We start from the raw sequence: 25,991 nt of genomic DNA on the forward strand, positions 1-25,991 counted from the left end.
AGCCTGCCGCCGGCCTCTGCGACATGGGTCACACTTGGTTCGCCCGTGTCTGGTGCGCCAATCGTGGAGTGGGCCCCAGCTCTCACACCCCGGGCGCCGGCAGCCCGGGCGTAGCCGGGACGAGAGTGACCCCAGTTGTCAGCAACATCCGTCATTGCGAGCGCAGCGAAGCAATCCAGAGTGCCTCTGCGGAAGGACTCTGGATTGCTTCGTCGCAAGGGCTCCCGCAATGACGGCGCGGACAGAGCTTCGTGCGTTGGCTTGGGTTTCATGCCCCGGACGCAGCGCAGCGTCCCCGGCGATGCGAAGCATCGTCCGGTACGGTGCGCTGCAGAGCCGGGGCCCATGTCTCCGCATTCTGCCGTGTCGCCTCCTGGGTCCCGGCTCTGCGGAGCAGCGCTGCGCGCTGCACCGCGTCCGGGACACGAGAGGGTTTGAAGCTCGACCGCAACAGAAGGCGTGTGGAGAGAAACAACTAACGAGAGCGTGCCGGCCGCTTGAGGTCGGCGACCTTGAACCTGTTGCCGGCGGCGAGGCTGCTGCAGAACCAGTGGGCTCTGTTTCGATTCTCGCCCAGGAACACTTTCGTCTCGACGCAAGTCTCGTAGGACGTATGAGTGATGGTGTCCCGGCACGTTGGCGAGAAAGGTCCGTAGTTCAGACCGCCGCCCGACTCGCTGCAGCCGATCCAGGGCTCATTGCCGTGCCGGAAGCTTGAAGCACAGCCACCGTTGCAGCTGCTGGCGACCTTCTCCAGGCTGGCAAGCCGCGCCATGGGTGAGCCCGGCGCATACGAAGGCGTCCGCGCGGTTGATGTTGGGGTTGTCGACGCCGTCCGGCGCGGCGCGGTTGTGGTTGCTCCTCGCTCCGACACGTGCGGCCTTGCCGTCTGCTTCGGCGCGTCGACCGTGACGGGGGGAAGTGTGGCGGCGGAGCCGGTTGGGATCTGCGATGCGGCCGGGGCGCACAGCAGGACGGTTGACAGAACAGCGACAGTTGAAGGCACGACAAGGCTTGATGACAATCTCATGACCATGTCCTTCCTGATCCGGGACGGAAATGCCGTGCCGGTAAGTGCACGCTAACATACATTTGGAGCTGGGCAACCAAGGGTTGATGTCTGTCGATGAACGTGGCGTCGAAGTCACAGTGGATGACGCTGGCTGCTGGCGCCGTCATTGCGCGTGCAGTGAAGCAGTGCCTGTGCGAACGGTCCCTGAGCGCTTCGTCGAGCGGCGACGCCACGGCGTGTCGAAGGCGCGCGCGAAAGCGCTTATCAAGCTGCAGCACGTCCGGCACGCGAGGTGCCGGGACGTGCTGCCACGGTCATCGGGAGAGGCGGGCAAACGGCCCGCTATCTGGTCGTGCTGGGCTAGCGACGTGCCGATCGCTTGAGCTCGGCGACCTCGCGCTTCTCAGCAACCAACGTGGTCAGCTTTTCCCCCTTCAGCTTCCCGCCGGCGAGCAGGCTGCTGCAATGCCAGCGCGCTTCTCGCGTGATCCAGCCCAGGAAAAGTTTGGTGTCCATGCACTCCGCGTAGGTCTTGTAGGTGAGCGTGTCGGTGCAGGTTGACGAGACCACCGAATTGATTCCCGCCGAATAGCTGCAGCCAACCCAGGGGGCGTTGCCGGTCTTGAAGCTGGTCTCGCAGCCGCCGTTGCAGCTGCTTGCAGATCGCTCCAGCTTGGCGATCTTCGCCATGGTCGATCCCGGCGCATAAGACGGCGTTCGGGCGGCCGACGATGTCGTCTGAGTTGCCGACGATGTCCGGCGGGATGTGCCGGTGCCTGCCGCGCGCTGCGGCGCAGATGGTTTTGCCGCCGGCTTCGGCGCGTCGACGGTGACCGGAGGCAGCGTGTCGGTGGAGCCCGCGTTGATTTGCGACGCGGCGGGGCCGACCAGCAGGACGGTCGACAAGGCGGCGATGGCTGAAGGCACGACAAGGCTTGGCGACAATCTCATGACCATGTCCTTCCCAAATCCGGCGCGGAAATGCCGCGCCGGTAACGGCACGCTAACATACATTTGAGGTTGAGCAACCGACGGTTGATGAGATGCCTGCCGATAAACTCGTCAGCGCGATGGCGGGCAGGAGAGGGCTGTCCTTGCGATCAGGGCCGTCGCGGCAATTCGTCTAGCCGCGCAAGGATTTGGCTAGCCGGATGGCACCTTTGGCTCCGGCGGCGCCGCCCACTGCAAAGCACACCAGGGCTGCAAAGAACACGACGAGAGCCCAATCGCTGTGAATGCCGCCCGGTGCGTGACCGAGAAACGAGATACCGATCCACAAGGCTGCAAATCCCAGCGTGGCTGCTCCAAGCGCGAACCCCACCAGGCCAGCGATCAGAGCAGCGAGCGACGTTCTGGCTTCCATCGGAAAATTCCCCGGGCACCTCGAGCGTCCCCGATGATGACGGCAGGAGTCAACTCAGCTCGATGCGAAGCATCGTCCAATGCGGTGTGCGGCGGGACCCGTCTTTGCAGCCTGCCGAGTCGCTCTCCAGGTCCCGGCTTTGCGCAAAGCGTTGCACGCTGCAGCGCGTCCGGGACACGCGAGGAGGGGCCAAAATAAAACGGGGCCCGAAAGGGCCCCGCAAAAGTCTTCAGCGTATGCCGCGATCTTACTTGATCTTGGCTTCCTTGAATTCGACGTGCTTGCGCGCGACCGGGTCGTACTTCTTCTTGACCAGCTTGTCGGTCATGGTGCGCGAATTCTTCTTGGCGACGTAGTAGAAGCCGGTGTCGGCCGAGGACACGAGCTTGACCTTGATGGTGACCGCTTTGGCCATGTTCTGAACCTCAGAAAATTGGGGAATCTGGAGCCGGCCAAACGGCCCGCGTTGGCCGGCAACCTAGCCAGAAACCGCCTGATGTCAAGGTTTCGAAGCGTTTTCCAGCGAAGTGGGCACCGGTTCGCGTCAAGAAAATGCGTCAAAAACAACAACCTAGAGCCCCAACGGGGCTCCAGGCGGTGGAAACTGCCCGAAACGGGCCTTTTACCTCTCGAAGAAGCGGTTTTTCGGCCGCGGCAGGCCCAGATTCTCCCTCAAAGTGGTCCCTTCGTACTCTTTCCGGAAAATCCCGCGCTTCTGCAGCTCCGGGACCACCTTGTCGACGAAATCGTCGAGGCCGGCGGGCAGGAACGGGAACATGATGTTGAAGCCGTCGGAGCCGCGCCCGACCAGCCATTCCTCCATCTGGTCGGCGATGGTCTTGGCCGTGCCGACGAACGACAACCCGCCATAGCCGCCGACGCGCTGGGCGAGCTGGCGCACGGTGAGCTTGTCGCGCTTGGCGAGGTCGACCATGCGCTGGCGGCCGCTCTTGCTGGCATTGGTCTCGGGGATCTCGGGCAGGGGACCATCGGGATCGAAGCCGGAGGCATCGGTGCCGAGGATGACGGACAGCGAGGCGATGGCGCTGTCGTAATGCACGCGGCTGTCGAGCAGCGCCCGCTTTTCCTTGGCCTCGTCGACGCTGTCGCCGACCACGACGAAGGCGCCGGGGAGGATCTTGAGGTGCTCGGGATCGCGGCCGATCTTCTCCATGCGGCCCTTGATGTCGGCGTAGAGCTTCTGGCCGTCGGCGAGGCTGCCGCCGCCGGTGAACACGGCTTCCGCGGTTTCGGCCGCGAGCTGCTTGCCGTCGTCCGATGCGCCGGCCTGCACGATTACCGGCCAGCCCTGCACCGGGCGGGCGATGTTGAGGGGACCGCGCACCTTCAGATATTTGCCGTTGTGGTCGAGCGTGTGCATCTTGGCGGGATCGAAGAACAGGCCGCTCTCGACATCGCGCACGAAGGCGTCGTCGGCGAAGGAATCCCACAGGCCGGTGACGACGTCGTAGAACTCGCGGGCGCGCTTGTAGCGCTCGGCGTGCTCCATGTGGTCGTCGAGGCCGAAGTTGAGCGCCGCGTCCGGGTTCGAGGTGGTGACGATGTTCCAGCCTGCACGGCCGCCGCTGAGATGGTCGAGCGAGGCAAAGCGGCGGGCGACGTGGTAGGGCTCGTCGAACGTGGTCGAGCCGGTCGCGATCAGGCCGATCCGCTCGGTGACGGCCGACAGCGCCGAGAGCAGCGTAAACGGCTCGAACGAGGTCACGGTGTGGCTGCGCTTGAGCGCGTTGACCGGCATGTTCAGCACGGCGAGGTGATCGGCCATGAAGAAGGCGTCGAACTTGCCGGCCTCGAGCTTTTGGATCAGCGTCTTGATGTGGCCGAAGTTGAAATTGGCGTCGGGCCAGGCCCCGGGATAGCGCCAGGCGCCGGTGTGGATGCTGATCGGGCGCATGAACGCGCCAAGCTTGAGTTGCCGTTGTGCCATCGCCGCCCCGTGTCCGTTCTGGGTGTCGTTGAGGGAAGACATAGGCATGCGCGGGAACTCCGCCATCGGGGGCGGCGGGAAGAATTTTTTGTTTTTCGATCGACTCTCAGCACGTTCGCGTCATTCCGGGGCCTCGCGGAGCGGCGAGCCCGGAATCCATCAGGCAGACGTTGACGCGAGGGGCTACTGGCCCCGCGCCCTCTGGTCGAAGGCGCTCAGCACGGCGAGCGTCATCGCGGTGACGCCGGTCTGGATGGTCGGTTTCGGTACCGGGGCGAATTGCGGCGAGTGGTTGCCGGGAAGCGGCGGACCGCTGCCGTTGCGCGCGGCGGCGACGCGCTCGGGCTCATAGACGCCGATGTTGAAGAACATCGAAGGCACGCCGGCGTTGATGTATTCCGAATAGTCCTCGCTGGTCGTGCTCGCGGGGCTGATGTTGAACTTGTCGCCGAAGGCCGCTTTCAGCACTCGCTCGGCCTGGCCGACGACAGCGGCGTCGTTCATCACTGCCTTGGTGCCCTCGTCGAGATGGATTTCGGGCGCCGGCGCATCCGCCATCGCCGCCACCGCTTTTGCCGTCCGCTCGATACCGGCTAGCATCCTGGCGCGCACCTGCGGCTTGAAGCTCCGGATCGTGCCGACCAGCCTGGCTTCGTCGGGAATGATGTTGCCGGCGGTGCCGGCGTGGATCGCGCCGATGGTGACAAGGCCGAATTCCGTCGGGTCCTTCTCGCGGCTGATCACGCTCTGCACGTCGACGACAAAGCGCGACGCCATCATCACGGGATCGATGGTCGCCTGCGGGATCGCTCCGTGTCCGCCGCGGCCAATGAATTTGATGAAGAGACCGTCGACATTCGACGATCCGGCCCCGACCCTGTAGGTCAGGGAGCCGTAGGCGCCACTGCCGTCGTGCAGGGCAAAACCCGCATCGGGCTTGGGAAAGCGGGTGAACAGGCCATCGTCGATCATCGCCTTTGCGCCCCGGACCTCTTCCTCGGCGGGCTGCGCGATGAACATCAACGTGCCGTGCCACTGGTCCTTGAGGCTGACCAGGGTCTTCGCCGTACCGACCCAGCTCGCCATGTGGATGTCGTGGCCGCAGCTATGGGCGACAAAGGTCTCGCGACCCTGCCAGACCTGCTTGTCGCGGCTGGCATAGGGCAGGCCGGTCTTCTCCTCCATCGGCAGCGCATCGAGCTCGGTGCGGACCATGATGGTGGGACCGTCGCCGTTCCTGTAGATCGCCACAACGCCGGTCTTGCCGACGCGCTCGGTGACCTCGAAGCCTATCGCACGCATCTCGGCGGCGAGCTTCGCCGCGGTCTTCTCCTCCTGGAAGGCAAGCTCGGGATGGGCGTGGATGTCCTTGTAGAGAGCGTCGAGCTTCGGATAGTCGCTCTCGAAGGAGGTCTCGATCGTCTGCTTCAATCTGGCGACGTCGAGGTCGGCATGGGCAGGCGGGGCGAGCAGGCCGCATAGTGCCATAGAAGCGAGCAGGGGCTTCACGAACCGCGTCATCCCATCCTCCAAACGTTCAAGCGAACTTTCCTAGACGTAGCACATCCGGGGCGTCTCTTCGAACCAATCTGTCCGTCACACCGACCAAGCCATGACCTTCGCTCCCGAGGAGACCTCTCATGGCCGGCGCAATGACGGTGGACGGCAATTTGATCCGCGTCGAGTGGCCCGGGCAATGGATTGCCCGGATCCTGTCGCTGCCGTTCCTCGCGGCGGGCTCGTATCTGCTCTGGAACGTTGCGCTCGGCGTGCGCAATGATCTCGCGGGATTCGGCAGGCTTGCCGACGATCTGGTCCCGATCCTGGTCTTTTCGGGGATCGGCCTCGTGATCGTGATTCCCGGCCTTTGGCTGGCGACCTACCGCTATTTCGTCGAGCTCAACAAGCTGATGTCCGAGGTCGTCGTGATCCGCGCCTGTGGTCCGCTGCGGGTGCGCAGCCGGCGGAAGCTCACCGAATTCAGCTTTCTCAGTGTCACCGATCAGGGCGCTACCGATGAGGATCCGCCGTCGACCTTCGACGTTGCCCTCTGCGGCAAGCGCGGCACCGAGCCCGTGGCGCTGAGCAGCTTCAACACGCGTGAAGAGGCCAACGCGTTCGCGCAGGAGATCGGTCGCGCGCTCAAGCTGCCGGCACGCGACTATGTCGGCACCGAGCCGGACGCGGATTGAACCCGCGAGCTCAGCTCAAAATATCCTTCTGCATCTTGCCGCCGTAGAAATGGAAGAACGGCACCGGCGCGTCGTGGCGCAGCGGGCCGGTGGCAAGGCGGGTGTCGAGCTCGTTGAGCACGTTGCGCGTCATCGGATGCAGATCGGCGAGCGGCTTCGAGCCGAGCTCGACCCAGACCAGCTCGACCAGCTCGGCATCGGCATGGATCACGCCCTCGACGCGATGGGTGATCGCGGACGCATCGGCGGTGAAGAAGCGGGTGTCGAAGCGTTTGACGCGGCCGGGCGGCGTGATCGCACGTGCGATCAGGAACAGGCTGGAGGGATCGGGCAGGAGGCCCGCATCCGCAAACGGCTTCCAGGCGCCTTCGAGCTTCGCCTTTACCTCAGCTCTGCGGCCGAGGCAGAGACCGGTCTCCTCGCAGGCCTCGCGGATCGCGGCGATCGTCAGCGACTTCGCGCGCGAGGCTGGCGTCTTCGGGCTGCCCTTGGCAAGATTGGCTTCCAGCTCCGCGGTGACGGGCGCCGCAACAGGCACGCGATAGTCGTCCTTGTCGACGCGGCCGCCGGGGAAGACGAACTTTCCGGGCATGAACACCACCTTGTCGTGGCGCTTGCCGACCAGGACCTTCGGGGTCGCGCCGCTGCGATCGACCAGGATCAGCGTCGCCGCATCCTTCGGGCGGAAGTAGGGATGATGGTCGGCTTCCTTGCCCTCGTGGATTTTTGCCTTTTCGTCCGCCTGCGCCGTGTCCGTCATGTCCTCACCCAAAACGCTTTTTGATTTTTGATTATTTGCTTACACCGGCGGAATACCATCCGGAGGGTTCTCGTCAAAGCCGTGCATGCGCAGAGCCCATTGCAATCCGACCACGGCGCCCTTCACCGGCTGCAGCAATCCGAGCGAGGCAAAGAACGTGAAGGGCAGATAGGCCGCGAAGCTGAGCCAGACCGGCGTGGTGTAATTGGTCTCGATCCAGAGGATGGTGGGCACCACGATGTGGCCGACGATGACGATGACGAGATAGGCTGGCAGATCGTCGGCGCGGTGCGGCGTGAAATCGAGGCCGCAGACCGAGCAATTGTCGGCGGTCTTCAGGAACGCGCGGAACAGCTTGCCCTCGCCGCAGCGCGGGCAGCGGCTGCAGAAGCCGCGCTTCATCGCCGTCCAGACGTCGCGCTTCTCGACGAGGCCGGTCTCGCGCGTCCAGATCTTCGGGGCCGTGCTCATCGTCACCACACCTTGCCCTTCTTGCCCTTGCCTTTGCCCTTGTTCTTTCTCTGCTTCTTTCCCTTGCCTGACTTCTGCTTCTCCGGCTTGCGTTTTCTGTCCGGGCTGCGTCCGGGATGGGCCTTGAAGGAGGGGCGGCGTTGCGGATTGGGCCGCCTGCGGTCGCGTGGAGCGGTCTCGCTCTCCGAGGACAACAATTCAAAGCGCAGCGCGCCTGCGATGGGAGCGGCTTCGATCAGGCGGACGTCGACGACGTCGCCGAGCTGGTACATGGTGCCGCTGCGGGTGCCGACCAGGGCGTGACGGCCCTCGTCATAGTTGAAATATTCCGTGCCGAGGGATCGGATCGGGATCAACCCGTCGGCGCCGGTCTCGCTCAGCTTGACGAACAGGCCGGCGCGGGTGACGCCGGAGACGCGGCCCTGGAAGCTCGCGCCGATGCGGTCGGCGAGGTGATGGGCGATCAGGCGATCGACGGTCTCGCGCTCCGCCTTCATCGCGCGCCGTTCGGTCAGCGAAATATGCGCGGCGACCTCGCTCAGGGTTTCCGGCGTCTCGCTGTCGGGCAGGGCGCCTTCGCCGAGGCCGAGGGCGCGCACCAGCGCGCGGTGCACGACGAGATCGGCATAACGGCGGATCGGCGAGGTGAAATGCGCGTAGCGGCGCAGGTTCAGGCCGAAATGACCGTAATTCTCGGAGGAATATTCCGCCTGCGCCTGGGCGCGCAGCACCACCTCGCTCACCAGCGGGTAATAGTCGTGGCCCTCGAGCTGGGCCAGCACGCGGTTGAACGTGGTGGGTCGCAGCGCGCCTGACTTGGCGAAGGGAACGTCGAGCGTCTCCAGGAACTCCGCGAGCGCGTGGACCTTCTCCAGCGTCGGCTCGTCATGGACGCGGTAGATCAGCGGGAGCGATTTCTTCTCCAGCATCTCGGCTGCCGCGACGTTGGCGAGGATCATGAACTCCTCGATCAGCTTGTGCGCATCGAGACGTTCGGGGACGACGACGCGGTCGACCGTGCCGTCGCTCTTCAGCAGGATCTTGCGCTCGGGCAGGTCGAGATTCAGCGGATCGCGCTCGTCGCGGGCGCGCTTGGCGCAGGCATAGGCTGCATAGAGCGGCCTCAGGATCGGATCGAGCAGGGGCCCGGTGGTGTCGTCCGGACGCCCGTCGATCGCGGCCTGCGCCTGCGCGTAGCTCAGCTTTGCGGCCGAGCGCATCAGGATGCGATGAAAGCTGTGCGAGCGCTTGCGGCCGTCGGGGCCGAGCACCATGCGCACCGCCAGCGCGCCGCGCGGCTCGCCCGGCACCAGCGAGCAGAGATTGTTGGAGATGCGCTCGGGCAGCATCGGCACGACGCGGTCGGGGAAATAGACCGAGTTGCCGCGATCGAGCGCGTCGCGGTCGAGCGCGGTGCCCGGGCGGACATAGAAGCTGACATCGGCAATGGCGACGTTGACGATGAAACCGCCCTTGTTGTTGGGGTCGTCGTCGGGCTGCGCATGCACCGCGTCGTCGTGATCCTTGGCGTCGGGCGGATCGATGGTGACCAGCGGGACGTCGCGCCAGTCTTCGCGTCCCCTCAGATTCGCCGGCTCTGCGGCTTCCGCCTCGCGCTCCGCTGCGGAGGAGAATTGCAGGGGGATGTCATGGGCGTAGATCGCGATCAGGCTGATCGCCTTCTCGGATTTGACCGAGCCGAGCTTCTCTTTCACCCGGCCGGACGCGAGGCCGAAGCTGCGCGTGCGGACGATGTCGACGCTGACGAGGTCGCCGTCCTGCGCGCCGTTCGTATCGGCGGGGGCGATGTTCAATTCGCGATCGGCAGACTTCTTGTCGACGGGGACGAGCCGTCCACCGCCTTCGGGAAGGCTGCGGAACACGCCGAGGAGGCGGGTCTTGGTCTTGTCGAAGACCTTGATGACGCGGCCGCGATAGGCCGGTCCTTCGGTATCCTCGGTGCGCTCGACGCGCAGCAGCACGCGGTCGCGTACGCCGGCGGCGGTGCCGGGCTTGGGCCGGCGCGGCATCTCGATGATGATCTTCGGCGGCTCGCCGCTCTCGACCTCGTCCCATTCGGTGGGCGTGGCGATCAATTCGCCGTCGCGGTCTCGGCCGGTGATGTCGGCGACCAGCGTCGGCGGCAGCGTGTCCGGTTCGGACACCTTGTGGCGCTTTTTCTTGATGGTCCCGTCGTCGGCGAGCTCGCGCAGCATGCGCTTGAGCTCGACGCGATCGGCGTTCTTCAGGCCGAACTCGCGCGCAATTTCGCGGGTTCCGACCTTTCCAGGGTTTGCCTTGATGAAGGCGACGATGGCTTGCCGGTCGGGAAAGCCACGGTCATTGTTGCGTTTCACTTAACCTCTAATTCTTCACTTAAGTCTTGCCGGCACTCTTCTTGGCCGGAGCCTTGGCGGTGGCGGCCTTGGTCGGCGACGTCTTTGCGGTCGACGACACGGCGGCGCGCGCCTTGCTGGTGGATTCGGATTTGGTTTTAGCCGCAGCTTTCTTCGCGGCCGGTTTCTTCTTCGGCGCAGCGTCCTCGCCGTCGGCGGCCTTCGCTGCAGCCTTCTTGGCCTTGGCGGGCTTCGCCGCCTTCTTCGCCTTGGCCTTGCCGCCGCCCTTGGCCGCGCGCTCGTCGATCAGCGCGATCGCCTGCGGCAGCGTGATGGCGTCCTTCTCGAACTCGGCGGGGATCGTCGCGTTGACGCCGCCGGCCGTGACATAGGCGCCGTAGCGGCCGCTCTTCACGGTGACGGTGCCGAGCGTCGGATGATCGCCGATCGCCTTGCCGGGATCGGCGCCGAAGCGCCGGCTCGGGCCCTTGGCGACCTTTTCGGCGATCAGCGTGACCGCGCGGTTGAGGCCGATGTCGAAGACCTCGTCGCCGGCTTCCAGGCTGGCATAGGTCTTCTCATGCTTCACGAACGGCCCGAAGCGGCCGAGGCCTGCCGTGATCGGCTGACCGGTCTCGGGATGCTTGCCGATCTCGCGCGGCAGCGACAGCAGCTTCAGCGCAAGCTCGAGCTCGACATCGCTGGGCGAGGTGCCCTTCGGAATGCCTGCACGCTTCGGCTTCTCGCCTTCCTCGTAATCCTTCTGCTCGCCGAGCTGGATGTAGGGGCCGAAGCGGCCGGCCTTCACCCAGACATCGCGACCGGTGTCAGGATCCTGGCCGAGCGAACGGTCGGCCGTCTGCTCGCTGTCGGCAGCGAGCTGGCGGGTGTAGCGGCATTCCGGATAGTTCGAGCAGCCGACGAAGGCGCCGAACTTGCCGGCCTTCAGATTCAGCCGGCCGGTGCCGCAGCTCGGGCACTGCCTGATGTCGCCGCCATCCGCGCGCGGCGGATAGATGTGCTGGCCCAGCATGTCGTCGAGCACGTCCAGCACCTGCGCGACGCGAAGGTCCTTGATGTCGTCGACGGCACCGATGAAGCCGGTCCAGAAATCCTTCAGCACCTGCTGCCAGGAGATCTCGTTGTTGGAGATGCGGTCGAGCTGCTCTTCGAGGCTGGCCGTGAAATCGTATTCGACGTAGCGGGCAAAGAAGCTCTCGAGGAACGCGACCACGACGCGGCCCTTGTCCTCGCCGTGCAGACGCTTCTTCTCCAGCTTGACGTAGCCGCGGTCCTTCAGGACCTGGAGGATCGAGGCATAGGTCGAGGGCCGGCCGATGCCGAGCTCTTCCATGCGCTTGACGAGCGACGCCTCCGAGAAGCGCGGCGGCGGCTCGGTGAAATGCTGGGTGACGGAGAGCGAGTCGCGCTTGATCGGCTCGCCCTGGCTCATCGCGGGCAGGCGGCGGGAGTCTTCGTCCTCCTCGTCGTCGCGGCCTTCCTGGTAGAGCGCTAGGAAGCCGTCGAACTTGACGACCTGGCCGGTGGCGCGCAGCTCCAGCGTGCGGCCGCCGGCCTTGGCGGTGATGTCCACGGTGGTGCGCTCGAGCTCGGCCGATTCCATCTGGCTCGCAATGGTGCGCTTCCAGATCAGCTCGTAGAGCCGGGCCTGATCGGAATCGAGCCTGCGGCTCATGCTGTCGGGGCGGCGGGAGAGGTCGGTCGGACGGATCGCTTCGTGCGCTTCCTGGGCGTTCTTGGCCTTGGCCTGGTACTGGCGCGGAGCATCCGGCACGTAGGCGTTGCCGTAATCCTCGCCGATCACCTTGCGCGCCTGGGTGATCGCCTCGGGGGCGATCTGCACGCCGTCGGTACGCATATAAGTAATGAGTCCGGTGGTCTCGCCGCCGATATCGATGCCTTCATAGAGGCGCTGGGCGATGCGCATGGTGTGCGCCGGGGCAAAACCGTATTTGCGGCTGGCTTCCTGCTGCAGGGTCGACGTCGTGAACGGCGCCTGCGGATTGCGGCGGGCGGGCTTGGCGTCGACCGCGGTGACCGCGTAGGTGGCAAGCTCCAACGCCTTCTTGAAGTCTTCGGCTTCCGCGCCGGTGCCGATGTCGAGGCGCTGGATCTTCTTGCCGTCGGCGCCGACCAGACGCGCCTCGAAGGCATCGCCGCGCGGGGTGAGCAGGGTCGCGATCAGCGACCAATATTCGCGCGGCACGAACTTCTCGATCTCGAGCTCGCGGTCGCAGACGAGGCGCAGCGCCACCGACTGCACGCGGCCGGCCGAGCGGGCGCCCGGCAGCTTGCGCCACAGCACGGGGGAGAGGGTGAAGCCGACCAGATAATCCAGCGCACGGCGCGCCATGTAGGCGTCGACCAGCGCACCGTCGATCTCGCGCGGATGCTTCATCGCGTCGGTGACGGCCTGCTTGGTGATGGCGTTGAACACCACGCGCTCGATCTTCTGATCCTTCAGCGCGCGCTTCTCCTTCATCACCTCCAGAACGTGCCAGGAGATGGCCTCGCCCTCGCGATCAGGGTCGGTCGCCAGAATCAGTCGGTCGGCGCCCTTCAGGGACTTGGCGATATCGTTGAGCCGGCCGGCCGCCTTGGGGTCGACCTCCCAGATCATCTTGAAATTGCTGTCGGGATCGACGGAGCCGTTCTTCGCGGGCAAGTCGCGGACATGGCCGAACGAGGCCAGAACCTCATAGGACGAGCCCAAATACTTGTTGATCGTCTTGGCTTTCGCCGGCGACTCCACAATGACGATATTCATGTAGTTCCAGTAACTTACGGGAAAATCTTGGGCCGAAAACGAAAGGACTCGGGTCGGCCGTTTCGACCCGAACATGGGTGGTGAGGCGGTCCCTGTCAAATCGAGGGGTGTTGAAAGCGCTCCGAATGGGAAAAGTTTCATATCGAGAAAGTTGCAAATTACCACCTTGGAGTTGCGATCCCGATCGGCGTAATGTTTCCGCGGGGCATGGATTCGGGGTGGGGACGGTGACAAGGCCGGGAAAGAAACGGGCGCGCGCTGCAGCAGGCGCGCCGGCAGGCTCGCGCAATGAGGAACCCGGGGAAGGCGGGGCGGACGAGGCCGTGGCCTTCATCGCCGAGCAGGTCGCCGCCATGCGCAAGCTCGCCGAGCGCCACAAGCTGGACGTGCTGCATTATCTCCTGGGCATGACGCAGCTCGAGGCCGACGAGCATTTGCGGCTGCGGACGCGGCGCAAGCTGTCGTAGCGGACGGTGTCGCACGTGTCGCCCGGATGAAGCGAAGCGTCATCCGGGGCGACTTGCAGCGAGGAGAGAACAGATCCCGGATGACGCTTTGCTCCATCCGGGCTACGGGTCATCTCCGCTCAAAGGGCGAACGCGCGGTAATGGGCATGCGGTCGATCGATCGGGCATGTCGCTTCGGCGTCCAAAATGCATGCCTGCATGCGTTGCTGCCGTGGTAGATTTGCTCTCGCGAAACCGGAGGTTTGCGATGATGTCGATCAAGCCGCTTCCATTCGTCGGGACGGATCTCGGGCGCGCGCGCCAGATCCTGAAGTCCTGGACCTCGCTCCGGCGGCTGACAAGCGATGAAACCGACATCGTCGTACGCATGATCGCACAGGGCCTCGCGGAGGGCCGGAAACACGGCTTCGAGCTGGCTGGTGCCGAAGGGCCGTCGGCAAGCCAGGATTATGTCGAGGAGCTGCCGGACGCTGCCGGCGCCCAATCGTAGATCTCACTGCCACATTTTGAACCGGCCGAACCTGGTTCGGGCGCGCAGCTGCGCGCGTGTTTTCGTAAGCAACCGCGGAGACTGGGATGTTCGAAGTAACCCGCGCGCTGCTGCTGCTGGCCGTCGTCGTCGTCGCAGCGCCGGCGCTCGGGCGCGACGACGGCCGTTACGCCAACTCGCCGCTCAAGTCGTGGTTCGAGAGTTTGCACAGCGAATTTGGACAGTGCTGCACCAATGCCGACGGATACATCGTCTCCGATCCGGATTGGGATACCGATGGCGTGAATTATCGCGTTCGCATCGACGCAGAATGGGTGAACGTTCCTGCCGGCGCCGTGATCAAGCAGCCCAATCGTGCGGGGTTGACGATGGTGTGGAAACATTACCTCGACGGTCATCCCAAAGTCCGGTGTTTCATGCCGGGTAGCATGGGCTGAGGCATGCCTCGCCAATGCGAGAGATTGCGACGCTCGCAGCGACGGCTGGTCAGCTGTGGCGGCCTGCGATCCTCGCCAATCGCCGGCCGAGATATTCGGCCGTGACGAGGTCGCTCTCAGGCAAGGCGCCGTCGATCAGGTGCGTTGCGAGTCCAAGCTGGCTGCCCAGCCGATTGCGGCCGGCCGGATCCTCCCCGCCCGGAATATCCAGTCCGCACCAGAGCATGCCGTGCTGGGCAGCCAGAATGGAGAAATAGGTCAGCGTGTGCAGTTGATCGCCGCTGGCGCATGCGCCCGTCGTGAAGCCGCCCGCGATCTTGTCGGCCCATCGCTGCTGGCTCCATCGGTCGCTTGAAGCGTCCGCGAAGGCTTTGAATTGCGCGGTTGGGCCGCCCATGTAGGTCGGGCTGCCAAATGCCACTGCGCCGGCGCGGTCGATCGTCTCAAGCAACCGCTCGTTCCGGAAACGGCCCGACACGATGTCGTCGCCGGCGATGCGGCAAAGCGCGATCTCCGCCATTCCAGCGGCCCCGCGCGCCACTGCATGTGCCAGCTGTTCGGTGGTGCCGGAGATCGAAAAATAGACGATGGCGAGCAGGGGCATGTTGGCGCCGCTTCGGGATGCCTAGCCATCTTTGATGCTGTCGAGCTTTTGCACAAGGGGGACGGTGAGGGATTGGGGCGCGGTGCTCCAAGGTCGTCATTGCGAGCGGAGCGAAGCAATCCAGAGTGTCTCCGTGGAGGCAGTCTGGATTGCTTCGTCGCAAGCGCTCCTCGCAATGACGGCGTGGTGGCAATCGTGCCCCGTCACGCCGACCGCCGGCGCGGGGCCGGTCTTGGCTTCACCATCGTATCCGCGGGGCTGAGCAGGCGGCCGTCCTCGGCGCGCATTTCGAGCTTCTTCACCGGGCGGCCTTTCTCGCGATCGACCAGGACGGTCGCGATCTGCTCGGGGCGGTCGTCGAACTCCTCGCTCCATTGCCGGAGCGCAACCAGGATCGGGAAGGTGCCGCGCCCCTTCGGTGTCAGCACATATTCCTGATAGGCGCTGCCGTCGGAGGCGGGGGCGGTCTCCAGGATGCCGTGGTCCACGAGCGCGTGCAGTCGGGCCGACAGGATGTTCTTGGCCATGCCGAGCTTGCTCTGAAACTCGCCGAAGCGGCGCAGGCCGAACAGCGCCTCGCGGATGATCAGCAGCGACCACCAATCGCCGAGTGCGTCCAGCGAGCGCGCGATGGGGCAGGAGTCCCCCTCAAAGCTCGTTCGTTTCACCATCGTTCAGGTCCTTTCGCGTTCGCACGGTCCGGCCGCCGATCACGCGCTTGTGTGGTTGCATCATAAAACCAAATGCCCTAGATGGCAATCTAGTTTCATAATGAAACCACTGGAGGCGAGCATGAGACTTCAAGGCAAGACGGCACTGATTACGGGCGGCAACAGCGGCATCGGGTTTGCGACGGCAAAGCTGTTCGTCGCCGAGGGGGCGAAGGTGGTGATCACTGGACGCAACAAGGAGACGCTGGCGGCGGCTGCCAAGGAACTCGGCCCGAACGCGCTCGCGCTGGCGGCCGATGCGACCGACATCGCCGCGACGGAAGCAGCGATCAAGCAGGGTGCCGAGAAATTCGGCAAGTACGACATCGTGTTCGCCAATGCCGGCATTCCCGGCGGAACGCCGCTCGGCTCGGCGACGCTGGATGTCTTCGAAAAGGTCATCAGCACGAACCTCACCGGCGTGTTCTTCACGGTGCAATCCGCGCTGCCCTATCTCAACGACAACGCTTCGATCATCCTCAACGGGTCGGTGATCTCCGTGCTCGGCATTCCCGGTTATTCGGCCTATGGCGCGGCGAAAGCCGGCGTGCGCGCGATGGCGCGGATCATGGCTTCGGAACTGTCGCCGCGCGGCATCCGCGTAAACGTGGTCGCGCCGGGCGCGATCCGCACGCCGATCTGGGGCGCCGCGATCGCAACGCCGGAAGCCGAGAAAGAGTTCGAGAAGCGCATCGCGCTGTCGACGCCGCTCGGCCGCATTGGTGAACCAGATCACATCTCGAAGACGGTGCTGTTCCTCGCCTCGGATGATTCGGCGCATGTGCAGGGCCAGGAGATCTTCGTCGACGGCGGCGCGGTGGCATCGCCGAGCGGCGCGCCGATTTATCGCGGCTGATCAAATAAGCTGCAAATTGAATCGGTCGGCGCCGTCAACTCGGTTGCGCCGACCGGTTCCCTCGCGTTGCGCGACCTATTTTCTAAACCTTTGCGTGAGGTGTTGAACCTTCGCTTGTGCTGCAAAGACATTTTTACGGGCAGAGGGTCACAAGACTCATTTTCAAAGGAGCCCGTGATGCCGAAGGCAGCTCGCATTTTTTCGTCGATTTCAGCACCGCGTATTTTCACCGAACGTTCCGCCATTCCCGCCAAGCGCTCCGACACTTCCGAATTCATCGGCGTGGCTCTGTTCTCCGGTATCGGCCTGTTCATTTCGCTCGTGGCCGTCATCCTCGGTATTCAGGGCGCCTGGTTCTAACTTCGTCGATCTGTCAGCCGCCGCCGGAGTCCGGCAGCGGCTGGTGTCGGTGTGAATCTTACGCAGCGCGCAGGCTGGTGGCCGCCTGGAGCGCGCTTGCGATCGACTTCTCGCGATGCTCCGGCCCGACCTGGATGCCGTCGGCGATGATGAATTCGGGATCGGTGATGCCCATGAAACCGAATATGCCGCGCAAGTACGTTTCCAGGTGCTCAAGCGCCGCAGCCGGCGAACCCGCGCCGTAATATCCGCCGCGCGAGATCGCCACGATCACACGCTTGCCGCCGGCAAGACCCTGCGGCCCGTTCGCCCCGTAGCTGAACGTCTTACCCGCCACCAGGACGCGGTCGATCCAGGCCTTGAGCTGGCTGGGAATGGTAAAATTGTACATGGGCGCGCCGATCACGACGACGTCCGCGGCGAGGAACTCGTCGAGGGCAGCGGCGCTGGCAGCAAGGTCGGGGCCGAGCTCGGCCGGGGCGGGTGCGCCTTGTGCGGCGGCCAGATGCGAGCCCGAGAGGTGGGCAAGCGGGGTCTGGGTCAGGTCGCGATAGGTCACTTCGAGCGAGGGCGTCGCCTGCCGGAGCCGGTCGACGATGGCGGCGGAGACCTGCCGGCTGACGGAGTGGGGGCCGAGGACGCTGGAGTCGATATGGAGGAGTTTCATTTGGGTCACCCATGGTATAGATTTGTAACCCGCACTACATGAGTGACCATCGAAATCCCCGCAAGAACGCACTTTTTTGAGCCATGAGCACATTATTGAAACCTGCACACACCGATTTACCTGCTCCGCAGCTGCCGAGTCCCGACCATGCCGACTGCCGCGGCGTGGCCTCGGTCCTGTCGCGGGTCGGCGACAAATGGAGCGTGTTCGTCATCATGAACCTGAGCGACGGGCCCAAGCGCTTCAATGAGCTCAAGCGCATGATCAGCGGCATTTCGCAGCGGATGCTGACATTGACCTTGCGCGGGCTCGAGCGCGACGGCCTCGTCACGCGCACGATCTTTCCGACCATTCCGCCGCGCGTCGATTACGAGCTGACCGATCTCGGCCGGGGGCTGCAACAGCCGGTGAAGGCGCTCGGGCAGTGGGCCATGGACCATCTGACGCAGATCGAAGCTGCGCGTAAGCAGTTCGATCGGCGCAACGACAGCTAGAGCAACGACACCAGTCCGCCGCCGTGGCGCTCGAGCCGGCCGGCGAGCTCGAGCTCCAGCAGCACGGTGCGCACGATCGCAGGCGAGGCGCCGGACATCCGCACGAGATCGTCGGTCGTCACGGGGGCAGGGCCGAGCAGGCCGGTGATCTGGTCGCGGTCGTGGCCTTGCGGATCGCTCTCGAACGGCTCGCTGTCGGGCTCGCTCATGGGATGCATCAGCGGCCGCTCCATGATCGGCTGAACCGCGTTGACGATGTCGGCGGCTTCCGTGACGAGCGTTGCACCCTGCTTGATCAAATCGTTGGTGCCGGCGGCGCGCGGATCGAGCGGCGAGCCCGGAACTGCGAACACCTCACGGCCCTGTTCGGCCGCCATGCGCGCGGTGATCAGCGAGCCCGAGCGATGCGCGGCCTCAACCACGACCACGCCGAGCGAGGCGCCTGAGATCAGGCGGTTGCGGCGGGGGAAATCGCGGGCGCGCGGCTCGTGGCCGAGCGGCATCTCGGAAATCGCCGCGCCGGCGTGATCGAGGATCGCCGTGAGCAGGTCGCCATGTTCGGGTGGATAGATGCAGTCATGACCGCCGGCGAGCACCGCGATCGTGCCGCTCTCGACACTGGTGCGATGCGCCGCCTGGTCGACGCCGCGGGCGAGACCCGAGATGATGACGAAGCCGACTTCGCCGAGCTCGCGCGCGAGCTGGCCGGCGAACTTCAAGCCGGCGCCGGAGGCATTGCGCGATCCCACGATCGCGATCATCGGCCGCATCAGGGTCTTGGTGTCGCCGCGCACCGCGAGCAGCGGCGGCGCATCGTCGAGCGTTGCGAGCCGCGCCGGATAGCCGTCCTCGCCGGGCGCGAGCCAGGCGATCCCGAACGTGCGGCTCGCGGCGAGCTCGGCCTTGGCCTCGTCCACACTGCAGATGCGCCCCGATCGCTGCGCGCCGCCGCGGCGGGCGAGGTCCGGCAGCCGCTCCAGCGCCGCGCGCGGGCTGCCGAAATGATCGACCAGCGAACGGAACGTGCGCGGGCCCACATTGTCGGAACGGATCAGCCGCAGGCGGTCGATCCGCTCTAGCTCGGTCAGCTCCACGCTTGGATTGATGGCGTCCACGGCGTCTCCTTGTGGGCGCAGCATGGAGCAACCTGAGGGCGTAGGGAAGGGGTGGACCCGGCCGCGGCACCCCAATAAATGGTTGGTGACCAAGCGAATGATGTCCGAGGCATTGGAATGCGTGTCACACCGGTCGAGATTTTCGCCGACACCACGAACGCTGCCGTGATGCGCCACCCGGGACGGCATTTTCCGGGCGTGCTGATTCAGGGCGACACCCTCCACTCACTCTGTTGCATGGCAGACGATGCCTGTTCGGCCCTCGACCGGTCGTCGGAAGCATACGAGAATGCCAACGAGCTCAGAAACCGGCTTTGGTCCTACCTCAATCACTACAAGGCCGTCCTGGATGAGCACAGCCTGCCTCTGCCGTTCAGCGACCGAGGCACCTTGACCTAGGAAGACCCATGATCTCACTCGCCGACCTCCAGCGCCGCATCGAAGCCGGCGAGCTTTCGCCTGACGCCGCCATCGCCCAGTCGCACGCGGCGATCGAGGCCAGGGAGAAGGACGTCCGCGCCTTCGTCCGTCACGACAAGGCCGCCAAGGCGCAAGGCTCCGGGCCGCTGCGCGGCATCGCGGTCGGGATCAAGGACATCATCGACACCGCCGACATGCCAACCGAGATGGGCTCGGAGATCTATCGCGGCTGGCAGCCGCGTTCGGATGCGCCGGTGGTGATGATGCTGAAGCGGGCAGGGGCCACCATCATCGGCAAGACCACCACGACCGCGTTCGCCTCGCGCGATCCGACCCCGACGCTCAACCCGCACAATCTCGGTCACACGCCGGGCGGTTCGTCCTCGGGCTCGGCGGCAGCCGTCGGCGCCGGCATGATCCCGCTGGCGCTGGGCACCCAGACCGGCGGCTCGGTGATCCGGCCGGCGGCGTATTGCGGCGCTGCCGCAATCAAGCCGTCGTTCCGGATGCTGCCGACGGTCGGCGTCAAATGCTATTCGTGGGCGCTCGACACGGTCGGCCTGTTCGGATCGCGCGCGGAAGATCTCGCGCGTGGCCTGTTGGGAATAACCGGCCGTACCGAATTCTCCGGCATCGCTCCGGCAAAGGCGCCGCGCATCGGCGTGGTCCGGCAGGAATTCGCCGGCGCCGTCGAGCCGGCGGCGGAAGAGGGACTGCAAGCTGCCATCAAGGCGGCCGAACGTGCCGGCGCCAGCGTGCAGGCGATCGCCGCACCGGAATCGTTGGCGGAAGCCTGGCGCATCCACCCGATCATCCAGGATTTCGAGGCGCATCGCGCGCTCGCCTGGGAGTTCGATCAACATCACGACGAGATCGCACCGATGCTGCGCGCCAGCCTCGATGCGACGGTCGGGCTGACGCCGAAAGACTACGACGAGGCCCGCCGCATCGCGCGTCGCGGCCGCCGCGAGCTCGGTGAACTCTTCGAGAATTTCGACGTGCTGCTGACCTATTCGGCGCCGGGCACGCCGCCGGCCAAGGAGCTCGCCTCGACCGGTGACCCCCGCTACAACCGGGTCTGGACGCTGATGGGCAATCCGTGCGTCAACGTGCCGGTGCTGAAAGCCAACGGCCTGCCGATCGGCGTTCAGGTTATCGCGCGCTTCGGCAATGATCCGGTGGCGCTTTCGTCGGCGTGGTTCCTGGAGAACGCGCTGGCGAAATCAGGCTAGCGCCGGTTCGGCGGCGGGCAGCGTGTGTTGGGCGTCCGCGCCTGACGCGCCTTGCCCGAGCCAACGCTCGGCGGCCTCGCGGCCGCTCCGGTGCAGCGCGCGGATGAAGCCGCGGCCGAGATCGGTCGATGAGCGCTGCGCGAGCCCGTCGACGGAATCTTCGGCTGAGATCCGGGCGAGCCGCAGCGACGGCGCGGCCTGCGACTGCGCCCATGCGATCGCGGCAAGCTCGGCATTGAGCGCGGCGTTGGCGGCGATCTGGTCGAGCCGGCGGTCGATCGCCGCGAGCGTGATCGGCACGTAGCTGTCGCGGGACGGCGTGACCTGGACCAGCAGGAGGTCGGCGGTTGCAGATTCCTGCACCAGCTTCACCAGCGGCGGGTTGCCGCCGAAGCCGCCGTCCCAATAGGCCTCGCCGTCGATCTCGACGGCGCAGTGAACCAGCGGCGGGCAGGTCGAGGCCAGCGCGACATCGGCGGTGATGGCGTCGTTGCGGAAGATCTGCTGCTGGCCGTCGCGGATCCGCGTCGCCGCGATCAGCAGCTTCGGGCAGCGCGGATCGCGCAGAGCGGAAAAGTCGATGTCGCGCGACAGCGCCTGCCGCAGCGGATCGAGATCGAATGGATCGAACTGGCCGGAGCGCAGCGTCGGGCCGAACGCGACCGAGCTTCCCGCCGGAGAAAATCCGCCGACCAGCATCAACGAACGGAACGAGGCCTCATGCATCAGGCGGACCCAGAACCGGTTCAGCCGGCCGCGGGCCGCCTCGCGGCCGCCCTCAGCGAGACCGCAGGCGAGCAGCAGCGCGTTGATCGCGCCGGCGCTGGCGCCGCTGATCGTGTCGATCTCGATATCGGGCTGTTCCAGCAACCGCTCCAGCACGCCCCAGGCGAAGGCGGCAAAGGTGCCGCCGCCCTGGAGGGCCAGCGAAAGCTTTTTCGGCGGCCATGATCTTGATGGCTGCCTGATCGCAACGGATGGGGCGACGGCCTCGACTTCGACGCGGCGCGGCGGTGGCGCGACGGCGATGGGCGCTGAGGGAGAGACGGGCGCAGGCTCTATCGCGGGAGGCGGCGAGGGAGCGCCGGACCAGATGTCCGTTGCCGAGAGCAGCTGGCTTGCCGCGGTGCGTGCTGCACCTTGCGAACCAGCATCGATATGCGCGTCCATCTTCTCGCTCATTCTGAGCAACCGCGTAACGCCATTTCCACTGTCAGGATGACAGGCGTGGAACCCGTTCGCTACAGCCTGCCGTGAGTCGGAAGAGAGTTGCGAACAGGATTTGGCATATAATGCGGAGATGGTGCGGCGGTATCCGTACTTTTTCCGGCTTCAGATTTTGGCTGACGCGAACCGCTATCCGCTTCGCTCGAGAACGCGACTTAAGCCTTCTCGCCGATACGGCTTTCCTTGCCCGATTGCAGGCGCTTGATATTCTCGCGATGCGCGTAGAACAGCAGCAGCGTCAGAACCGCGAACAGCGCCGACAGCGCGAGGTGGCCGAACCACCACAGGAACATCGGCGTGATGAAGGACGCCACCAGCGCCGAGAGCGAGGAGTAGCGGGTGGTGAAGGCGGTCGCCAGCCAGAGCACGCAGAACACCACGGCGGCCGGCCAGAACAGTCCGAGCAGGATGCCGATATAGACCGCGACGCCCTTGCCGCCCCTGAACTTGAGCCAGACCGGGAAGAGATGGCCGAGGAAGGCGCCGAGCCCCGCCACCATCGCGGCATTGGGGCCGGCGATGTAGCCGCAGATCACCACGGCGACGGTGCCCTTGAGCGCGTCGAACAGCAGGGTGCCGGCGGCAAGGCTCTTGCGTCCGGTGCGCAGCACGTTGGTGGCGCCGATGCTGCCGGAACCGATCGAGCGGATGTCCTGCGTGCCGGCAAGCTTCGTCAGGATCAGCCCGAACGGAATCGAGCCGAAGAGGTAGCCGATGACGAGCGCCACCGGCAGGAATGCTTCAAGCCCCATGGCTGAACCTCCCATGGCTGCACCTTGATGCTGAACTGCGACGCCACGCATGATCCTGCGCTTCAGACATGTTCATAGACCGTTCGTCCGCCGACAATGGTGCGCACCACGCGGCCTGTAAAGCGGGCCTCGTCGAACGGGGTGTTCTTGCAGGGCGATTTGAGGTCGGCCGGATCGACCACCCAGGGCGTATCGGGGTCGATCACGATCACGTCCGCCGGGCTGCCCACGCGCAGGGTTCCACCGGGCAGGCCCAGCAGCTCGGCCGGCCGGGTCGACATCGCCCGGATCAGCGTCTTCAGCTCCAGCTCGCCATTGTGCACCAGCCGCAGGCCGGCGGGCAGCATGGTCTCGAGCCCCACGGCGCCGGGCGCCGCTTCCGCGAACGGCAGGCGCTTGACCTCGACGTCCTGCGGATTGTGATCGGACATGATGACGTCGAGGAGGCCGGAGGCGACGGCGGCGACCAGCGCGCGGCGGTCGTCCTCGGTGCGCAGCGGCGGCGACAGTTTCAGGAAGGTCCGGTAGGGGCCGATGTCGTTCTCGTTCAGCGCAAGGTGGTTGATCGAGACCGAGGCGCTGACGGCGAGCCCGGAATCGCGGGCGCGCTTGAGCACGTCGAGCGAGTCGACGCAGGACAGCGATGCCGCGTGATAGCGGCCGCCGGTCAGCGCGACGAGGCGCATGTCGCGCTCCAGCATCACGGCTTCCGCCGCGTTCGGAATGCCCATCAGGCCGAGCCGCGTTGCGAACTCGCCCTCGTTCATCACGCCTTCGCCGACCAGATGCGGGTCCTCGGTGTAGTGCACGATCAGCGCGTCGAAATCGCGGGCGTAGGTTAGGGCCCGGCGCATCACCTGGGCGTTGGTGACGCTTTTGTCGCCGTCGCTGAAAGCGACCGCGCCGGCGGCCTTCAGCAGGCCGAACTCGGTCATCTCCTCGCCGCGCATGCCCTTGGTGAGGGCGGCCATCGGCTGGATGTTGACGATCGCGGTGTCGCGGGCCCGGCGCATCACGAAGTCCACGGTCGCCGAATTGTCGACGACGGGCAGGGTGTCGGGCTGGCAGATGATGGTGGTGATGCCGCCGGTCGCAGCCGCCTGGCTCGCTGACGCAAAGGTCTCGCGATGGCTGTAGCCGGGCTCGCCGACGAAGGCGCGCATGTCGATCAGGCCGGGCGCGACGATCTTGCCGGCGCAGTTGACGACGTCGGTGCCCTCGGGGACGCCGGCCGCGCCGATGCCGCGGCGGGTCTCGCGGATGGTGCCGTCGGCAATCAGGACGTCGCCGACGCCGTCGAAATCCCTGGAGGGATCGATGACGCGGGCATTGGCAAGCAGGATCGGGCGGCGATCGGTCAACATGGGCATCACGCGTTCGGCAGGTTACGGGCGAGCGCTTCCAGCACCGCCATGCGGACGGCGACACCCATCTCCACCTGCTCGCGGATCAGGGACTGTGCGCCGTCGGCGACCGCCGTGTCGATCTCGACGCCGCGGTTCATCGGGCCGGGATGCATCACGAGGGCGTCGGGCTTGGCATAGGCGAGCTTCTTCTGGTCGAGCCCGAAATAGTTGAAGTACTCGGAGGTCGACGGCACGAAGGAGCCGTTCATGCGCTCGCGCTGGAGCCGCAGCATCATGACGATGTCGGCGCCGTTGAGACCCTCGCGCATGTCGCGCGCGACCTCGACGCCCATCCGCTCGATGCCGGGCGGCAGCAGCGTGGAGGGGCCGACGACCCGGACGCGGGCGCCCATGGTGTTGAGCAGGATGATGTTGGAGCGGGCGACACGCGAGTGCAGCACGTCGCCGCAGATCGCGACCACGAGGCCCTCGATCCGGCCCTTGTTGCGGCGGATGGTGAGGGCGTCCAGCAGCGCCTGGGTCGGATGCTCGTGGGCGCCGTCGCCGGCATTGATCACGGAACCGTCAACCTTGCGGGCCAGCAGTTCCACCGCGCCGGAGGCGTGATGGCGCATCACCAGGATGTCCGGGTGCATGGCGTTGAGCGTCATCGCGGTGTCGATCAGCGTCTCGCCCTTCTTGATGGACGAGGAGGCGACCGACATGTTCATGACGTCGGCGCCGAGCCGCTTTCCCGCGAGCTCGAACGAGGACTGGGTCCGGGTGGAGGCCTCGAAGAAGAGGTTCACCTGCGTCCGTCCACGCAGGACGGTGCGCTTCTTGTCAACCTGGCGGTTGAGCTCGACATATTCTTCGGACAGGTCGAGGAGGCCGGTGATGTCGGCCGCGGAAAGGCCCTCGATGCCCAGCAAATGCCGGTGGCCGAGGACGAAGGTCGATTTCGATGTCATTAAAGCGAGAGCTATAGGCGCGGATGGCGGGGGGAGCAAGGGCCAATGCCGGGGTAGGGAGTTATCCCCTGATCTGTCTGGTCGGGCTCGTCCTCTCCGTCATGCCCGGGCTTGTCCCGGGCATCCACGTTCTTCTATCGCAATTGATGCAAAAAGAACGTGGATGGCCGGGATAAACCCGGCCATGACGATGCGGGGCCACCTATGAAAATAATGGCGACAGCTCTTCTGGCCGCAATGACGATCAGCGCCGCCCACGCCCAATCGCTCCCCGGCGGCTTCGTCTATCTCCGCGACATCGATCCCGGCATCATCCAGGACATCCGCTACGCGACCTCGAACAATTTCGTCGGCCGTCCGCTCGCCGGCTACGGTGCCGGGGAATGCGTGGTGAAGCGCGAGGTCGGGCTGCGGCTGAAGGCGGTTCAGGCGGAGCTGGCGGCGCAGAACCTGTCGCTGAAGATGTTCGACTGTTACCGGCCGGCGCGGGCCTCGCTCGACATGGTGAAGTGGTCGCAGAACGGCCACGAGACCGCCGCCGAGCGGCGCTACAATCCGAAGATCCCGAAGACCGAGCTGTTTCGTCTCGGTTACATCGCGAGCCGTTCGCAGCATTCCACCGGTGCGGCGCTCGACCTCACGCTGGTCGATCTCAAGGCCGACAATTCCGGCAAATACGACCCGTCGAAAACCTATGCCGATTGTACGGCGCCGGTCGAGACGCGTGCTCCGGAAGGCAGCGTAGACATGGGGACCGGTTATGATTGCACCGACACCAAGGGCCATACCGCGGCACCGTCGATCGGTGCGGAGCAACGCGCCTGGCGCAAGCGGCTGGTGGCTGCGATGGCGAGGCAAGGCTTTGTGAACTATTCGAAGGAGTGGTGGCATTTTTCCCTGCCGGGGGCAGGCGGGGAGGCCTATGATTTCCCTATTCAGCCGCGGCGGAACTGATTCCGCGCCGAGGACGAGA

29 protein-coding genes are annotated in these 25,991 nt (G+C 65.5%); 11 read left to right on the forward strand and 18 right to left on the reverse strand.

What is annotated here, in order from left to right:
- Window positions 1–475 precede the first annotated feature (475 nt).
- Window positions 476–775, reverse strand: a complete 300-nt coding sequence (locus JQ617_RS39890; protein ID WP_249156619.1) for a hypothetical protein — start codon at window positions 773–775, stop codon at window positions 476–478.
- A gap of 597 nt (window positions 776–1,372) precedes the next feature.
- The gene (locus JQ617_RS04130; RefSeq protein ID WP_212024610.1) at window positions 1,373–1,702 is read right to left on the reverse strand and encodes a hypothetical protein; all 330 of its coding nucleotides are present in this window, start codon (window positions 1,700–1,702) and stop codon (window positions 1,373–1,375) included.
- 82 nt (window positions 1,703–1,784) lie between these two features.
- Here JQ617_RS04130 and JQ617_RS04135 point away from each other — a divergent pair, with 82 nt between their 5' ends.
- Window positions 1,785–2,030, forward strand: coding sequence for a hypothetical protein (locus JQ617_RS04135; protein WP_186467613.1), 246 nt, complete (start codon window positions 1,785–1,787; stop codon window positions 2,028–2,030).
- A 105-nt stretch (window positions 2,031–2,135) separates the two neighbouring features.
- Here the strand turns inward: JQ617_RS04135 and JQ617_RS04140 are convergent, their stop codons facing one another.
- The 4 genes from JQ617_RS04140 to JQ617_RS04155 form a co-directional block, all read right to left on the reverse strand.
- A complete protein-coding gene (locus JQ617_RS04140; RefSeq protein WP_212024612.1) occupies window positions 2,136–2,375 on the reverse strand; it encodes a hypothetical protein in 240 nt (79 codons plus the stop codon).
- 247 nt (window positions 2,376–2,622) lie between these two features.
- Window positions 2,623–2,790, reverse strand: a complete 168-nt coding sequence (rpmG, locus tag JQ617_RS04145) for a 50S ribosomal protein L33 (RefSeq protein WP_057756569.1) — start codon at window positions 2,788–2,790, stop codon at window positions 2,623–2,625.
- A gap of 207 nt (window positions 2,791–2,997) precedes the next feature.
- Window positions 2,998–4,323 (reverse strand): LLM class flavin-dependent oxidoreductase, encoded by a 1,326-nt coding sequence (locus JQ617_RS04150; protein WP_212025962.1) that lies wholly within the window; start codon window positions 4,321–4,323, stop codon window positions 2,998–3,000.
- A gap of 183 nt (window positions 4,324–4,506) precedes the next feature.
- On the reverse strand, window positions 4,507–5,844 hold the full coding sequence (locus JQ617_RS04155; RefSeq protein WP_212024614.1) for an amidohydrolase: 1,338 nt from the start codon (window positions 5,842–5,844) through the stop codon (window positions 4,507–4,509).
- A 119-nt stretch (window positions 5,845–5,963) separates the two neighbouring features.
- On the opposite strand from JQ617_RS04155, the gene JQ617_RS04160 reads away from it, so the two are divergent.
- A complete protein-coding gene (locus JQ617_RS04160) occupies window positions 5,964–6,515 on the forward strand; it encodes a hypothetical protein (protein WP_212024616.1) in 552 nt (183 codons plus the stop codon).
- A gap of 10 nt (window positions 6,516–6,525) precedes the next feature.
- On the opposite strand, the gene JQ617_RS04165 is transcribed toward JQ617_RS04160, so the two are convergent.
- From JQ617_RS04165 to topA, 4 genes are read right to left on the reverse strand one after another with little or no spacing between them, the layout of a single operon-like run.
- Window positions 6,526–7,275: an NUDIX hydrolase gene (locus JQ617_RS04165; RefSeq protein WP_212024618.1), complete on the reverse strand. Its 750-nt coding sequence runs from the start codon at window positions 7,273–7,275 to the stop codon at window positions 6,526–6,528.
- Between the two features lie 39 nt (window positions 7,276–7,314).
- A complete protein-coding gene (locus JQ617_RS04170; RefSeq protein WP_212024620.1) occupies window positions 7,315–7,755 on the reverse strand; it encodes a DUF983 domain-containing protein in 441 nt (146 codons plus the stop codon).
- The gene (gene rnr / locus JQ617_RS04175; RefSeq protein ID WP_212024622.1) at window positions 7,749–10,103 is read right to left on the reverse strand and encodes a ribonuclease R; all 2,355 of its coding nucleotides are present in this window, start codon (window positions 10,101–10,103) and stop codon (window positions 7,749–7,751) included. Before rnr ends, JQ617_RS04170 begins: the two co-directional genes overlap by 7 nt.
- Before the next feature lie 19 nt (window positions 10,104–10,122).
- Window positions 10,123–12,870, reverse strand: a complete 2,748-nt coding sequence (gene topA / locus JQ617_RS04180) for a type I DNA topoisomerase (RefSeq protein WP_212024624.1) — start codon at window positions 12,868–12,870, stop codon at window positions 10,123–10,125.
- A gap of 323 nt (window positions 12,871–13,193) precedes the next feature.
- On the opposite strand from topA, the gene JQ617_RS39895 reads away from it, so the two are divergent.
- The 3 genes from JQ617_RS39895 (at window position 13,194) to JQ617_RS04195 (ending at window position 14,264) form a co-directional block, all read left to right on the forward strand.
- Window positions 13,194–13,337 carry a hypothetical protein gene (locus JQ617_RS39895; protein WP_232992230.1) on the forward strand — a complete coding sequence of 48 codons (144 nt, stop codon included), beginning with the start codon at window positions 13,194–13,196 and terminating at the stop codon, window positions 13,335–13,337.
- A gap of 247 nt (window positions 13,338–13,584) precedes the next feature.
- Window positions 13,585–13,827, forward strand: a complete 243-nt coding sequence (locus JQ617_RS04190) for a hypothetical protein (RefSeq protein WP_212024626.1) — start codon at window positions 13,585–13,587, stop codon at window positions 13,825–13,827.
- Between the two features lie 86 nt (window positions 13,828–13,913).
- A complete protein-coding gene (locus JQ617_RS04195) occupies window positions 13,914–14,264 on the forward strand; it encodes a hypothetical protein (protein WP_212024627.1) in 351 nt (116 codons plus the stop codon).
- Between the two features lie 49 nt (window positions 14,265–14,313).
- Here the strand turns inward: JQ617_RS04195 and JQ617_RS04200 are convergent, their stop codons facing one another.
- Entirely contained in the window at window positions 14,314–14,868 is a 555-nt protein-coding gene (locus tag JQ617_RS04200) for a flavodoxin family protein (protein WP_212024629.1), read from the reverse strand.
- A 203-nt stretch (window positions 14,869–15,071) separates the two neighbouring features.
- On the reverse strand, window positions 15,072–15,539 hold the full coding sequence (locus JQ617_RS04205) for a winged helix-turn-helix transcriptional regulator (RefSeq protein ID WP_212024631.1): 468 nt from the start codon (window positions 15,537–15,539) through the stop codon (window positions 15,072–15,074).
- A gap of 121 nt (window positions 15,540–15,660) precedes the next feature.
- Here JQ617_RS04205 and JQ617_RS04210 point away from each other — a divergent pair, with 121 nt between their 5' ends.
- Both JQ617_RS04210 and JQ617_RS04215 read left to right on the forward strand, forming a co-directional pair.
- A complete protein-coding gene (locus tag JQ617_RS04210) occupies window positions 15,661–16,434 on the forward strand; it encodes a glucose 1-dehydrogenase (RefSeq protein ID WP_063683006.1) in 774 nt (257 codons plus the stop codon).
- Between the two features lie 177 nt (window positions 16,435–16,611).
- Window positions 16,612–16,794: a hypothetical protein gene (locus JQ617_RS04215; RefSeq protein WP_063683007.1), complete on the forward strand. Its 183-nt coding sequence runs from the start codon at window positions 16,612–16,614 to the stop codon at window positions 16,792–16,794.
- Between the two features lie 58 nt (window positions 16,795–16,852).
- Here the strand turns inward: JQ617_RS04215 and JQ617_RS04220 are convergent, their stop codons facing one another.
- A complete protein-coding gene (locus tag JQ617_RS04220) occupies window positions 16,853–17,461 on the reverse strand; it encodes an FMN-dependent NADH-azoreductase (protein ID WP_212024632.1) in 609 nt (202 codons plus the stop codon).
- An 83-nt stretch (window positions 17,462–17,544) separates the two neighbouring features.
- On the opposite strand from JQ617_RS04220, the gene JQ617_RS04225 reads away from it, so the two are divergent.
- Window positions 17,545–17,955 (forward strand): winged helix-turn-helix transcriptional regulator, encoded by a 411-nt coding sequence (locus JQ617_RS04225; RefSeq protein ID WP_212024634.1) that lies wholly within the window; start codon window positions 17,545–17,547, stop codon window positions 17,953–17,955.
- Here JQ617_RS04225 and dprA read toward each other — a convergent pair.
- A complete protein-coding gene (gene dprA / locus JQ617_RS04230; protein ID WP_212024636.1) occupies window positions 17,952–19,094 on the reverse strand; it encodes a DNA-processing protein DprA in 1,143 nt (380 codons plus the stop codon). The genes JQ617_RS04225 and dprA overlap by 4 nt on opposite strands.
- Before the next feature lie 93 nt (window positions 19,095–19,187).
- Here dprA and JQ617_RS04235 point away from each other — a divergent pair, with 93 nt between their 5' ends.
- Complete coding sequence (locus JQ617_RS04235) at window positions 19,188–19,469, forward strand: DUF6959 family protein (protein WP_212024638.1); 282 nt, start codon at window positions 19,188–19,190, stop codon at window positions 19,467–19,469.
- 8 nt (window positions 19,470–19,477) lie between these two features.
- Window positions 19,478–20,722: an amidase gene (locus JQ617_RS04240; RefSeq protein ID WP_212024640.1), complete on the forward strand. Its 1,245-nt coding sequence runs from the start codon at window positions 19,478–19,480 to the stop codon at window positions 20,720–20,722.
- Here JQ617_RS04240 and JQ617_RS04245 read toward each other — a convergent pair.
- The 4 genes from JQ617_RS04245 to JQ617_RS04260 form a co-directional block, all read right to left on the reverse strand.
- Window positions 20,714–21,904 carry a patatin-like phospholipase family protein gene (locus tag JQ617_RS04245; protein WP_212024642.1) on the reverse strand — a complete coding sequence of 397 codons (1,191 nt, stop codon included), beginning with the start codon at window positions 21,902–21,904 and terminating at the stop codon, window positions 20,714–20,716. The genes JQ617_RS04240 and JQ617_RS04245 overlap by 9 nt on opposite strands.
- Window positions 21,905–22,104: 200 nt before the next feature.
- Entirely contained in the window at window positions 22,105–22,701 is a 597-nt protein-coding gene (gene plsY / locus JQ617_RS04250) for a glycerol-3-phosphate 1-O-acyltransferase PlsY (protein WP_212024644.1), read from the reverse strand.
- A gap of 62 nt (window positions 22,702–22,763) precedes the next feature.
- The gene (locus JQ617_RS04255) at window positions 22,764–24,065 is read right to left on the reverse strand and encodes a dihydroorotase (RefSeq protein ID WP_063684789.1); all 1,302 of its coding nucleotides are present in this window, start codon (window positions 24,063–24,065) and stop codon (window positions 22,764–22,766) included.
- Between the two features lie 5 nt (window positions 24,066–24,070).
- Entirely contained in the window at window positions 24,071–25,018 is a 948-nt protein-coding gene (locus JQ617_RS04260; protein ID WP_080137055.1) for an aspartate carbamoyltransferase catalytic subunit, read from the reverse strand.
- A 213-nt stretch (window positions 25,019–25,231) separates the two neighbouring features.
- On the opposite strand from JQ617_RS04260, the gene JQ617_RS04265 reads away from it, so the two are divergent.
- Complete coding sequence (locus JQ617_RS04265) at window positions 25,232–25,972, forward strand: M15 family metallopeptidase (protein WP_245323256.1); 741 nt, start codon at window positions 25,232–25,234, stop codon at window positions 25,970–25,972.
- Window positions 25,973–25,991 lie beyond the last annotated feature (19 nt).

The organism is Bradyrhizobium sp. KB893862 SZCCT0404 (assembly GCF_018130885.1).
GTDB lineage: Bacteria > Pseudomonadota > Alphaproteobacteria > Rhizobiales > Xanthobacteraceae > Bradyrhizobium > Bradyrhizobium stylosanthis.